The 13,030-nt window shown below is 55.2% G+C and carries 10 protein-coding genes; 7 read left to right on the forward strand and 3 right to left on the reverse strand.

The window, feature by feature from the left end:
* Positions 1-339 precede the first annotated feature (339 nt).
* The 3 genes from C4885_RS12855 to C4885_RS12865 form a co-directional block, all read right to left on the reverse strand.
* A complete protein-coding gene (locus C4885_RS12855; protein WP_242979597.1) occupies positions 340-1,776 on the reverse strand; it encodes a lipopolysaccharide biosynthesis protein in 1,437 nt (478 codons plus the stop codon).
* Positions 1,777-1,985: 209 nt separating this feature from the next.
* The gene (locus tag C4885_RS12860) at positions 1,986-2,549 is read right to left on the reverse strand and encodes a M48 family metallopeptidase (RefSeq protein WP_114000723.1); all 564 of its coding nucleotides are present in this window, start codon (positions 2,547-2,549) and stop codon (positions 1,986-1,988) included.
* A gap of 220 nt (positions 2,550-2,769) precedes the next feature.
* Entirely contained in the window at positions 2,770-3,639 is an 870-nt protein-coding gene (locus tag C4885_RS12865) for an AraC family transcriptional regulator (RefSeq protein WP_242979598.1), read from the reverse strand.
* Between the two features lie 188 nt (positions 3,640-3,827).
* Here C4885_RS12865 and C4885_RS12870 point away from each other — a divergent pair, with 188 nt between their 5' ends.
* From C4885_RS12870 to eno, 7 genes are all read left to right on the forward strand, one after another.
* Positions 3,828-5,444, forward strand: coding sequence for a mannitol dehydrogenase family protein (locus tag C4885_RS12870; RefSeq protein ID WP_114000724.1), 1,617 nt, complete (start codon positions 3,828-3,830; stop codon positions 5,442-5,444).
* Positions 5,445-5,539: 95 nt separating this feature from the next.
* Positions 5,540-6,637, forward strand: a complete 1,098-nt coding sequence (gene uxuA, locus C4885_RS12875) for a mannonate dehydratase (protein ID WP_114000725.1) — start codon at positions 5,540-5,542, stop codon at positions 6,635-6,637.
* A 301-nt stretch (positions 6,638-6,938) separates the two neighbouring features.
* Complete coding sequence (locus tag C4885_RS12880) at positions 6,939-7,637, forward strand: TetR/AcrR family transcriptional regulator (RefSeq protein ID WP_114000726.1); 699 nt, start codon at positions 6,939-6,941, stop codon at positions 7,635-7,637.
* A 54-nt stretch (positions 7,638-7,691) separates the two neighbouring features.
* Positions 7,692-8,801, forward strand: a complete 1,110-nt coding sequence (locus tag C4885_RS12885; protein WP_114000727.1) for a C45 family peptidase — start codon at positions 7,692-7,694, stop codon at positions 8,799-8,801.
* Between the two features lie 131 nt (positions 8,802-8,932).
* A complete protein-coding gene (gene rfbD, locus C4885_RS12890) occupies positions 8,933-9,778 on the forward strand; it encodes a dTDP-4-dehydrorhamnose reductase (RefSeq protein ID WP_114000728.1) in 846 nt (281 codons plus the stop codon).
* A gap of 568 nt (positions 9,779-10,346) precedes the next feature.
* Positions 10,347-10,823 carry a DUF2798 domain-containing protein gene (locus C4885_RS12895; protein ID WP_114000729.1) on the forward strand — a complete coding sequence of 159 codons (477 nt, stop codon included), beginning with the start codon at positions 10,347-10,349 and terminating at the stop codon, positions 10,821-10,823.
* 810 nt (positions 10,824-11,633) lie between these two features.
* Positions 11,634-12,929 carry a phosphopyruvate hydratase gene (gene eno, locus C4885_RS12905; RefSeq protein ID WP_114000731.1) on the forward strand — a complete coding sequence of 432 codons (1,296 nt, stop codon included), beginning with the start codon at positions 11,634-11,636 and terminating at the stop codon, positions 12,927-12,929.
* The last annotated feature ends 101 nt before the right edge of the window (positions 12,930-13,030 follow it).

Raw genomic sequence — 13,030 nt, forward strand, 5'->3', positions numbered from 1 at the left:
TTTTGGCAACGCAGATGCCGTGCCGCAGCCGCCGAAGCGGTGCTTAAGCCGCTAGGCGGGAATTGTGCGGTGTTGCCCAAAATATAATGATTTTGTAAATCAAAATGCTATTTTTACCCTGTAGAGACCGTGAGGGCGTACATCGTGCGCCCGCCCACCTAAAAAATACAACGGTGCCGTTTTAGGCTGCCACGGGCCAAAGCCCCAAAATAATCATCACCCGTATTATATCATAGTGCGGCACGATATAATAGAACCGCCCACAAAACGGAAAAGAAAAAAGCCCGTGCACAACGCACGGGCAATCTTTCAACAAGAAAAACAAAACTTGTTTAAAACTTAATTTGATTTTTTGCGGCGGTGCAGAACCATGCCCAGCAGCTTTTCCACCATGGCAAACACCTCGCGGAAGTTCAGCAGGCAGATGGCAAAGGTCAGCACCGTGACCGGCAGCACCCAGTGCTCCAGCTTGAACAGCATGGCAATCTCCACAAAGATCAGCCCAAGGTTCAGCAGCATCCAGGCGGGGTGAAAGTCGATCTCCAGCAGCCCGTGGGTGGAGTAAGCACGCAGCAGGAAAACAATCAGCAGGGAGATGAAACTTGCCATCGTAACGCCCCATGGCCCAAACCAGCGGATGAACAAAAAGTTCAGAACCAGATTAACCACGGCACCTACCAACATGGTGTAGAACGAACTGGTGGACCGCTTGTATACCACATACACGCTGTTCAGGAAGTTGTTCAGGCAGGTGCACATGGAAGCCAGTGTCAGGAACGGCACAAACTGCCAGCCAAGGAAGTAATCCTCGCGGAAAACGTGCATCATGGGCTGGCACAGCCAGATGACGCCTGCCACACAGCAGAACATGACCGCCGCATATACCCGGAACACCTTGCTGAAGAACGCCGAACGCTCGGATTCCTCTGTCACAGCCGAAAGCTGCCATGCCTCATAAAAAATCTGCCCCACAATGGTAATGATCTGCGGCAGATAATACCCGGCTTTCAGCAGGCCCACCCACCAGGTGCTGCTTTTGCCGTCAATGCCGTCACACATGCCCTGTACATAGAACAGGTCCGAAGCGTTGATGATCCAAAAGCTGATGGAAGCCGGGATCATGGGGATGCAATAACGCAGCATGTCCTTCCAAAGGGCTTTGTTGAACTTTTTGAAACTGAAATACTGGTGGCAGTGCCCGGCAATAAAAACAAAGATTGCCGAAAGCGCATCCGAACAGGCCATGGCAAGCAGGTAGCCGTTCGCGCCCAGATCCAGCACATCCAGGAACAGATAATAGAAGCCAAGCAGCGTGGCGGAAGTCAAAACGCCATCCACCGCAACCAGACGGTTCAGCATGCGGGAACGGATGAACTGGGTGCAGAGCGTGCGCAGGCAGCTCATCAATACACAGGCGTAAATCAGAACCAGATAATCCGCCGCATTGGGGATCAGCCGCACCAGCGGCCAGCAGACCGCCATTAAGGCAAAGCCCAGCAGGATGGTGGCAAGGCCGTTCATGAATACGCTGGATTTATCCACCTTGCGGTCCAGGCCAAACCGGATCACCGCAAAACTGACGCCCAGGCTGACCACCGGAATCAGCAGGTTGGCCACCGACTGCATCAGGCTGGTCACACCCATCACATCCGGGCTGGCCAGCGCGTAACTCAGGTATGGCTGAATAATCAGGCTGATGATTTTGGAGCCAAAGTTGGAAATGGCAAACAGGATGGTGTTGTTCACCAGCGTGGAGTAGCGTTTGGAATCTGACAAAGTGCAGATCGCCTCCTCGATATTAAATTTGAATTAAAAAAGAATAATGTTGGTGGATCGCCGCGTGTGGCGCGGCTCAAAAATATCAGGTGGGATATGCGCCACATGCTGTGGATAAAGAGTAGAAGCACGCAATAATTAGAACCTGTTCGATAGAACTCTTTAATCACGGCAGCCAATATATGGGGAATGAAAACCAAATAATGGTACTATCTCCCTTTCAGCAGCGCCTGCCGTGCCTTATAGTCCGGCATCACCCTGGCCACGGCGGCCCAGAAAGCCGGGCTGTGGTTGGGGTGGGCAAAGTGGCAAAACTCGTGTACCACCACATACTCCTGCGCGGGCAGCGGCATCACACACAGCCGCAGGGCAAAACACAGCGTTCCTGTTTTTAGGGAGCAGCTCCCCCACCGGGTGCTCATGTCCCGCACCGCTATGCGGGGCATTTCTCCGCGCGGGCAGGTGGCGGCAAACAGCGGGTAATACTGCGCACATAGTGCCTGCATCTGGTGCAGGGCGATGGCTTTGCTCGGCAGCGGCGGTTCGGCGGCACGGTTTGCCATGTGGACCGCCATCCGGCCCTGCGCCGCGGCAACCCATCCGGCATGCGCCGCCACAAAAGCGTCCACACTGCTCAAGGGTACCCGGCGCGGCGCGCTGACGGCTACACTGCCATCCGTGCGGACCCGTATGTTCAGGTTGCGCACCCGGCGGCGCGTCAATTCATATTCGACCCCGCCCGCAATGCGGCGCTGTGGGTCTGGCTGGTTCATCTGCCCACCTCCCGACTTAGCTGTTAAGGTGTATCTGATACCCCCAAAAACAGCTGCCCCCATTGTACGCTATTTTGTCGCAAAAGGAAAGTGAAAACTTGACCTTGCGTGCAGCGGTGCAGCACGGCTGCTGCACTGCCTGCCAAAATTTTCGAAAAATCGCCTATTGTAGCCATTGGCAGGGTATGCTATAATACCAATAACGACAGTTTTTTGAACTTTACCCACGCAAACTCTGTACATACTGCCGGGGCGTGGTGCCGTATTCCGCGCGGAACGCGCGGTAAAAGTTGGCGTAATCCCCAAACCCGCAGTAGGTGCAGACTTCACTGGGGGCAAGCCCGCCGGCCAAAAGCTGCTTGGCGTTCAGCAGCCGCTTTTGCAGGATATACCGGTGCACCGTGGTGCCCACCTGCGCTTCAAACTTGCGCAGCAAATGGTACTTGCTGATAAAAAAGCGCTCTGCCAGCGCATCCAGCGTCAGGGCTTCGCTGTAGTGCTCGTTGATGTAGCTCAATACCCCGTCCACCACCCGGTCAGACGCCATATCGGCCGAAAGCGCGCTCTGCATGCTGCGGTCCGCCGCGCTCTGATTGATGGCAACCATCAGCTCCACCAGGCTGCAAACGGCCAGCAGGTCGCTGCCATAACTTTCCTGCATGTGCAGGCTGCGCAGCTTGTCCAGCTCACGGCGCATCTCGGCGCTGCGGGGGCCGGGCAGGCGCAGCAGATTGGTATGGCCGGGCACCGTGGTGTCAAAGCAACGGGTCAGGCTGGTGTGCGGGCTGGAAAGGGATTCCAGATACCCGCGGTCCACCCACAGCACAATGCGCTCGTAAGGTTCATCATTGCTGTCAACCCGCGCTTGGTGCAGCTCCAGCGGGCTGATCAGCATCAGATCCCCCGCGCGCATGTGGAAGATGCGGTTTTCGACTGTATAAGATACACTGCCGCGCAAAAGCATGTAGATTTCATAAAAATCGTGGTGGTGCAGCTCCACTTCATCCATGTAGCGGTAGCGGTAAATTTCAAAATCCCGGCGGATCATGGTCTGCCGCCGTGTAAAGGGTTGAAAGCTGTTTTCTGCCATAATCCTGTCATCTCTCTTTCTACTTTCATAGTACCGCAATTTTTGCAATCTTTCAAGCAATTACGCCAATTTGATTTGCAAAAAATAAGGGTTATACTTATCCACAGTTTGAATGAACAACACCGGCCGTGCTGCAAAGCAAGGCCACCGAAGATATCACAAAACAAAATCTGAAGGAGTGTTTCGCCATGAAAATGAACGCTGCATCCATCAAGAACCAGAAGGCTGAATGGGAAGCTCTGGGCGTTAAGCTGCCCGCCTTTGACCATGACGCTATGACTGCCAAAACCAAGGAGCATCCGGTTTGGGTCCACTTTGGCGCAGGCAACATCTTCCGCGGCTTTATCGCAGCTCTCCAGCAGCGCCTGCTGAACGAAGGTCTGCAGGACCGCGGCATCATTGCAGCCGATACCTTTGACTATGACATCATTGATAAGATCTACACCCCGTTCGACAATCTGACCATGATGGTCACCCTGAACCCGGATGGCTCCACCAGCCGCGAGATCATCGGTTCTGTTGCCGAGGGCCTGCGCGCTGATTCTTCTGACGCTGCCATGATGGCACGCTTCAAGGAGATCTTCACCGATCCCGGCCTGCAGATGATCTCCTTCACCATCACCGAGAAGGGCTATGCCCTGTACCGTCCCGATGGCAGCCTGATGCCCGTTGTGCAGGCTGATATCGATGAAGGTCCGGCACACGCACGCCACGCCATGAGCATGGTCGCTGCCCTGCTGTTCGAGCGTTTCCAGGCTGGTGCCGCCCCGCTGGCTGTTGTCAGCATGGACAACTGCTCCCACAACGGCGAAAAGTTGCAGTCCAGCGTGATGACCGTTGCCAAGGCATGGGCTGAAAAGGGCTATGTCGGCCAGGACTTCATCGCTTACCTGGAAGACGAGAGCAAGATCGCATTCCCCTGGTCCATGATCGACAAGATCACCCCGCGCCCCCACAAGATCGTGGAAGAGCAGCTGGTCAAGGATAACATCGAGGATATGGAGCCCATCGTTACCAGCAAGAACACGTTCATTGCTGCCTTTGTCAACGCAGAGCGCCCGCAGTACCTGGTTGTTGAGGACAAGTTCCCCAATGGCCGTCCCCCGCTGGAAAAGGCCGGCGTCTATATGACCGACCGCGACACCGTCAACAAGACCGAGCGCATGAAGGTCACCACCTGCCTGAACCCGCTGCACACCGCCATGAGCGTTTACGGCTGCATGCTGGGCTACACCCTGATCTGCGACGAGATGAAGGATGCCGATATCGTTGCCCTCATCAAGCGCCTGGGCTATGTTGAAGGCCTGCCCGTTGTGGTCAACCCTGGCATCCTGGAGCCCAAGGCATTCATCGATGAAGTTGTTGAGCAGCGCCTGCCCAACCCGTTCATGCCGGACGCCCCGCAGCGTATCGCTACCGATACTTCCCAGAAGGTCGGCATCCGCTTTGGCGAGACCATCAAGAGCTATGTTGCTGAAGGCCGCGACCTGAACACCCTGGTGTCCATCCCGCTGGCCATTGCTGGCTGGCTGCGTTACCTGCTGGCTGTTGATGACAACGGCAACGCATTTGAAGTTTCTGCAGACCCCCTGAAGGATGACCTGCAGGCTAAGCTGGCTACCATCAAGTTTGGTGCTCCCGACAGCTGCACCGACCAGCTGGACAGCATCCTGAGCAATGCTTCCATCTTTGGCTCTGACCTGACCAAGACCGTTCTGGCCGACAAGGTCAAGGCTTACTTCAAGGCTGAGATCGCAGGCCCCGGCGCTGTCCGCAAGACCCTGCACGACGCTGTCAACGCTTAATGAAGGCGTAACCAAAAGGCATTCCGGGGAAACCCCGTATTGACTCGGAATCCAAGATTGCCCCAGATAAACAACAATCAAGGAGGAACACACTTATGCCTATGCAAATGGGTTGGCGCTGGTATGGTGAGGACAACGACCCCATCACCCTCAGCGACATCAAGCAGATTCCCGGCGTTACCAGCATCGTTTGGGCTCTGCACCACAAAATGCCCGGTGAGATTTGGGAAGAGAACGAGATCAAGGAAGTCATGGATCAGATCCACGCTTACGGCTTCAACGGCGACGTTGTTGAATCTGTGAACGTCCATGACGATATCAAGATCGGCCTGCCTACCCGCGACCAGTATATCGAAAACTACAAGCAGTGCATCCGCAACCTGTCCAAGTTTGGCGTTAAGGTTATCTGCTATAACTTCATGCCTATCTTTGACTGGACCCGCACTGACCTGTTCCACCCTGTCGGTGATGGCTCCACCGCCCTGTTCTATCAGAAGGATATGATCAAGGACGATTACAAGGCTATGGCCAAGTATATCCTGGACTTCACCGAGAAGTACCACATGACCTTCCCCGGCTGGGAGCCGGAGCGTATGGCTAAGCTGGACGAGCTGTTTAAGGCCTATGCCCCTGTCACCAAGGAGAAGCTGTGGGAGAATCTGAAGTACTTCCTGGAAGCCCTCATGCCCACCTGCCGCGAGTGCGACATCAAGATGGCCATCCATATGGACGATCCCCCATGGGATATCTTCGGCCTGCCCCGCCTGCTGGTGGACGCCGAGAGCATCGACCGCTTCCTGTCCATGGTGGATGATCCGTACAACTGCCTGACTCTGTGCTCCGGCAGCCTGAACGCCAACCCCAACAACAATGTTGCCGAGATCGTCCGCAAGCACTGCGACCGCATCGCTTTCGCTCACATCCGCAACATCCATCACTTTGATAACGGTGACTTCTCTGAGGCTGCCCACCGCGATTGCTGCGGTGAGACCGGCATCATCGAGATCCTGCGCGCTTACCACGACAACGGCTTTGAGGGCTATATCCGCCCCGACCACGGCCGTCAGCTGTGGGAGGAAGGCCCCGGCAACTGCCGCCCCGGCTACGGCAAGTATGACCGTGCCCTCGGCATCCAGTATATGCTCGGCGTCTGGGATCTGCTCGACCGCCTGGATGAAGAGAAGAATAAGTAATTTCTGACCTTTTCAGCTTTTCTGGCTCGCACCCGTATGGGTGCGGGCTTTTTGTTTTGCCGTAAAAATCAGCCGTAATCTGGCGCGCTCCCCGTAGGGGGCGCACATCGTGCGCCCGCCAACCGGAAAAGAACGGCATCCCTTTTTCAATTTTTATATCGCTTGGTTATGCTACTCCAATCAAAACCGATATCCAATATCACCAAATATCCGCCCAAATCTTCTCCATCCCGGCCACTTGTTCCCGCTGCATCCAAATGCTATAATTGGCATATAAACCAATACAGAAAGCGTGATTCTAATGCCCAGACGATATGACAGCGCCGACGCCAAGCGCCGCATTTTAACGGCCTGTGTTCGGTTCTTTCTGGAAAAAGGCTATACCCGCACCACTGTTGCCGAAATTGTCAAGGAAGCCGATGTCAGCATCAGTACCTTCCAGAATGTGTTCCGCACCAAGGATGGCGTTCTGGTGGAGCTGGTCAAATTCATGTTCGGCAGTCAGTTTGATATGGCGGGCCAGATCGCAGGCCAAAAGCTGCCGCCCGTCTATGTGTACGCGGTGGAGACCAGCATCCAGCTGGCTTTGACCGAGCTGAACGAGAACCTGCGGGATATCTACCTGGAAGCCTACAGCCACACCGAAGCGTCCGAGTATATCTACCAGCACACCTCCAGCGAACTGCACCGCATTTTCGGCCCCTACCTGCCCAGCTATACCGAAAGCGACTTCTATGAACTGGAGATCGGCTCTGCGGGCATAATGCGGGGCTATATGTCCCGCCCGTGCGATAAATACTTTACGCTGGAAAAAAAGTTGGCCCGCTTCCTTTCCATGAGTTTAAACGCTTACGCGGTGCCCGCCGCAGAGCAAAAGCAGGTGCTGGATTTTATCGCCAAGCTGGATATCCGCGCCATTGCCGTGCAGGTCATGCAGGAACTGTTCAAAGCGCTTGCCATGCGTTTTTCCTTCCCGCTGCCGGATTCCGTAAAAGCATAATCAGCCAGCACCGCCCCCGTTTGTCCGCCAACCCGTCATGAACAGGAGGAAAAGATGAAAGCGATTCAATGGATCATTTCCGCTCTGGTTGCCGTGGTCATCATCGCCGCCGCCGTTGGCGGCGGGGTGTACTTTACCCGGCTCAAAAGCATCCACAGCATCCGCAAACTGACCGATTACGAAAACTATAACCTCTACCGCATGGATATTGACTATGCGTATGATCTCGACCGCCTGATCGACCGCGGCATTACCGATAACCAGAGCATGATCAATGCCATCCTAGCCGAAGCCCTGCCCTACCTGCCTATCCATATGAAAGCCCCAAACTTTGGCTGCAGCGCGTTCTGCACCCAGGGCACGGACGGCCACACCCTGATGGGCCGCAACTATGATTTCAAGAACGATACCTCCGCCATGCTGGTCTACTGCACCCCCAAGGACGGTTACGCCTCGGTCGCCTTTGCCGCACTGGATAACATCAACGCCAACACGCCGGACGCGAGCATGGCCAAAAAGCTGGCAACCCTCACCGCGCCGTTCATCTGCCTGGACGGCATGAATGAAAAAGGCGTTTCTATCGCCGTTCTCACGCTGGACAGTGACCCCACCTACCAGCAGACCGGCAAGCCGATGATCGCTACCACCCTTGCCATCCGCCTGGTGCTGGACCGCGCCGCCACCACAGCCGAAGCTGTAGAGCTGCTGAGCAAATATGATATGTTCGCTTCCAGCGGGCGGGATTACCACTTCTATATCACCGATGCTTCCGGTGATGGCCGCGTGCTGGAATACGACTGCAATGACCCCGCCCGCCCCCTGACCGTTACCCCCAGCCGCAGCGTAACCAACTTCTTTGTCATGTACAAGGATAACGTTCTGCCCAACCAGCGCAACGGCGTTTACGGCCATGGCCGGGAGCGCTATGATGCCATCGAGGAAATCCTGGATGCCAATGCAGGCAGTATTGACCGGGAAATTGCCTGGCAGGCCCTGCAGGCGGCCTCTCAGGCCCCCAACCCGCAGGATGTGACCAGCAATACCCAGTGGAGCATCCTGTACGATAACACCGCCCTGACCGCCGAAGCCGTCATCCGCCGCGACTGGAACACCAAAACCAGCTACAACCTGGCAAGCAATGTTGCCGTAACGGATGTAAGCTGATCCCGCCGCTTTTTTTCGCCAAATCCGGCAAAACGCATTGCACTTCTCAACCAGCAGGGCTATAATAAAACCGCGTATGAGAAGAATTCCGGGGTGCTCTACTGCCCCGTTCCAGATGGAGGAAAACAGCAATGCTCAAAGTTTGGATCAGCGGTGCCAACGGCCATCTTGGTCAGGCGCTGTGTACACGGCTTGACCGCGAAAAATACCAGCTGATCGCCACCGATGTGGCGGAAGTGGATGTGACTGTCCCCGCTGAAGTCCGCGCCTTTGCGGATGCCAACCGCCCGGATGTCATCATCAACTGCACCGGCTTTAATGATGAGGACGGCTGCGAGACGGACCCCGACCGCGCTTACCGCGTCAACGCCCTGGCCCCCCGCAACCTGGCCCTTGCCGCCGATGCGCTGGGGGCCAAGATGGTGCAGTTCTCCACCGATGATGTGTTTGCCAAGGCGAGCCACCACCCCTATAATGAGTTCGATGCCCCCGCCCCTGAAAGCCTGTATGGTAAAAGCAAGCTTGCGGGCGAAGAGTTTGTGCGCACGCTGTGCCACCGCTACCTGATCGTGCGCAGCGCCTGGGTGTACGGCATCGGGCGGGATTTTGTTTCCACCGTGCTGAACGCCGCCGCAGATCCCACCTGCCCCTGGCTGGCCGTTCCCACGGATCGCTTTGCCTCCCCTACCTCGGCCGATGACCTGACTGCCGCGGTGGAGCAGTTGATCGACCATGATACCCTGGGCATTTACCATATCGTGTGCCAGGGCCGCTGCAGCCGCTATGACTTCGCCCAAGCCATCCTGAAAGCTGCCCATATGGAAGATAAACTGGAGCTGCACCCCATCCGCGCAGCGGACGCTGGCAGCACCCCTAGCTACACCGTGCTGGATAACCTAATGCTCCGCCTGGACAATCTGCCCCAGCCCCGCCCCTGGAAAGAGGCCCTGAACGAGTACATTAACTCCCTGCAATAAGCGTAACGCCCGGCTGCCTGGCAGCCGGGCACTTTTTTGCGTGCCGCAAAAAGTAAGACCAAATTAGCAATTAGCAATTAGAAATTGGAGCCGAGCTTTTTAGGCTGTCGGTAGGGAACGGCGTCCTCAATGTCCCGGACGAGCCTGAAAATTGCCAACCATATGCCCCGCGCCGTAAAATATTTGTATAGGACGATGTGAAAAAATGATTGTTTATTTGCTCACAACCATGCTGTAGGGCGGGATGCCCTCATCCCGCCGTGGAGAAACCTAAATAATCGGCCACAACTGAAAAAACGCTTCCTGTTTCCACAATTTTTCCCGCACTTGTTGAAAACATCCAACCCTTCCGGTTTGCCCCATGCGCATCCTGCACAAATGCATCCAATCAAATCTGTTTAATCTGCGCAAGGCGGAGAATCTGTAATTTCCCTATTACACAAAATTTCAAAACGTGCTATGATAGCCACAATAAATGGTAGTCGCAGCACGGAAAGACAGCGAGACGAAAGTTTCGCTGTCTTTCTTTTTTGTCTGCGGTCTTGATTTCAGAAAGGAGCATTTCCCTATGCCCAAAACACTGCCGCAAAGAATCGTATTTACCATCGTCATGGCCACCATCATGGTGTATGGCATGATCGTTTATAACGTTGCCTTGAACACCGGCGGCGTTACCAACGCTACCTTTGGCATGGCTCTGCACGAAATGCCCATTATGGTGCCCGTGGCCTTTGTGCTGGAATTCTTTGTGGTCGAAAAGCTGGCCACCGCCCTGGCGTTCACCTTTATGCGCCCCACGGACCGCCCGCAGTTCATTACCTATGCCATCTCCCTGATGATCGTCTGCATCATGTGCCCAGTTATGAGCCTTGTGGCTACCCTGCTGTTCAAGGAGCCCAGCTTTGGCACATGGGTGCATACCTGGGGCTGCAACTTCCCTATGGCGCTCTGCTGGCAGATGTTCTACTGCGGCCCGCTCAGCCGGTTTATCTTCCGCGCTATTTTCCGCAAACAGCTGCAAGCGGAAAACCAGGAACAGCACTAAAGCAAATCCAGCACGCTGCCCGCACAAACAGGCAGCGTGCCTTTTTTATCGTGTTGCATCCCCTCCAAAACTTTTTGAACAAATTCCCTGCTTTTGCTTGACAACCCCCGCCGGAGTATGCTACTATATCTTTGCTGATTAGATAACACTAACTTGCGCGCAGCCAGCTGATTGACCTCCGTTCCGGCTGCATCATATCCCCACAAATCTCCTTATTGCCTCCGTTTCATTTGCGGCAGTGCCCACCGGGCACGCAAGCATGCCGCGCAAAAATGCCATTATCGCCTGCAAAGGCATACCGAATCAAAGCAAGGCCGGCACCCATGGAATGAGCCACGTGGGTGCCGGTTTTGTTTGTATGGGTCTGTTCCCCCGGCCCCGCGCAGGCAAAATAATACAATAAGACCCCCGCCTGCAAAAGAGAGAAAAAAGGCGGGGGTCCTATTGATGTAAGGGGGGCAAAGCAGCAACCCATGTAAGGGAGGGCTGTTCCCTACATGCTGTGAGGGTCGCTGCCTGCGAGATTAGCGCAAACTAACCACGAACAAACAATACCACGCCGCCAGGATTTTGTCAAGCCCCGGAGCAAATCAAAATAAAAAAGTTTCAAAATATTCAAAAAGTTAGATTAAATAAACGCTTTCTCGGCAAAAATAAGAATACTCTGCCGCAGCCGCCAAACACAAAAAGTACCTTGCATTTTGTAACAACCTGTGATAGAATGACGGTGTTAAGGGTTAGTTGATACTAATCGTTGGGGCAGTGCTCACTGCTGATGAAATAGTTTCCCAAAGAAAGGATCGATCGATAATGGCATACCTGGAAATTGAAAAAGTTATAGGCCGCGAAATTCTGGACTCCCGCGGAAACCCCACCGTTGAAGCTGAGGTCTGGCTGGCTGACGGCACCGTTGGCCGCGGCATGGCACCTTCCGGCGCATCTACGGGCGAATTTGAAGCCCTGGAGCTGCGCGATGGCGACAAAGCCCGTTACGGCGGCAAGGGTGTGCAGAAGGCTGTGGAGAACATCAACACCACCATCAATGATGTTCTGACCGGCATGGATGCTTCCGATATTTACGCTGTCGATGCTGCCATGATCAAGGCAGACGGCACCAAGGATAAATCCAACCTGGGTGCAAACGCCATCCTGGCTGTTTCTATCGCTTCTGCCCGCGCAGCAGCCCTTTCTCTGGATATTCCTCTCTACCGCTTCCTGGGTGGTATTTCCGGCAACCGTCTGCCGGTTCCCATGATGAACATCCTGAACGGCGGTGCCCACGCAACCAACACCGTCGATACCCAGGAGTTCATGATTATGCCTGTCGGCGCACCTTCCTTCAAGGAAGCCCTGCGCTGGTGCGCTGAGGTGTTCCATGCCCTGGCAGCTCTGCTCAAGAATCGTGGCCTGGCCACCTCTGTGGGCGATGAGGGCGGCTTTGCCCCCAACCTGTCCAGCGATGAAGAGACCATCGAGACCATTCTGGAAGCCATCCGCAATGCAGGCTATGAGCCGGGCAAAGACTTCATGCTGGCTATGGACGCTGCTTCCAGCGAATGGAAGGGCACCAAGAAGGGCGAATATATCCTGCCCAAAGCCGGCACCCATTACACCAGCAGTGAACTGATCGCCCACTGGAAGAGCCTGGTTGAAAAGTACCCCATCATCTCCATTGAGGATGCCCTGGATGAGGAGGACTGGGAAGGCTGGCAGGAGCTGACCCGCGAGCTGGGCGGCAAGGTCCAGCTGGTTGGTGATGACCTGTTTGTTACCAACACCGAGCGCCTGTCCAAGGGCATTCAGCTGGGCTGCGGCAACGCAATCCTGATCAAGCTGAACCAGATCGGCTCCGTTTCCGAAACCCTGGAAGCCATCAAGATGGCCCACAAGGCTGGCTACACCGCCATTTCTTCTCACCGCTCCGGCGAAACCGAGGATACCACCATTGCCGACCTGGCCGTTGCCCTGAACACCTGCCAGATCAAGACCGGTGCGCCCAGCCGTACCGAGCGTGTGGCCAAGTACAACCAGCTGCTCCGCATTGAGGAAGAGCTGGGCGATTCTGCCGTTTACCCCGGTATGGCTGCTTTCAACGTGAAGCGCTGAACAGATACACCTAAGGCAGCACCGCACAATTCCCGCCTTGCGGCTTAAGCACCGCTCCGGCAGCTGCGGCACGGCATCTGCGTTGCCAAAATGCTCGATAA

The organism is Subdoligranulum sp. APC924/74 (genome assembly GCF_003324125.1).
Classification (GTDB): Bacteria; Bacillota; Clostridia; order Oscillospirales; family Ruminococcaceae; genus Gemmiger; species Gemmiger qucibialis.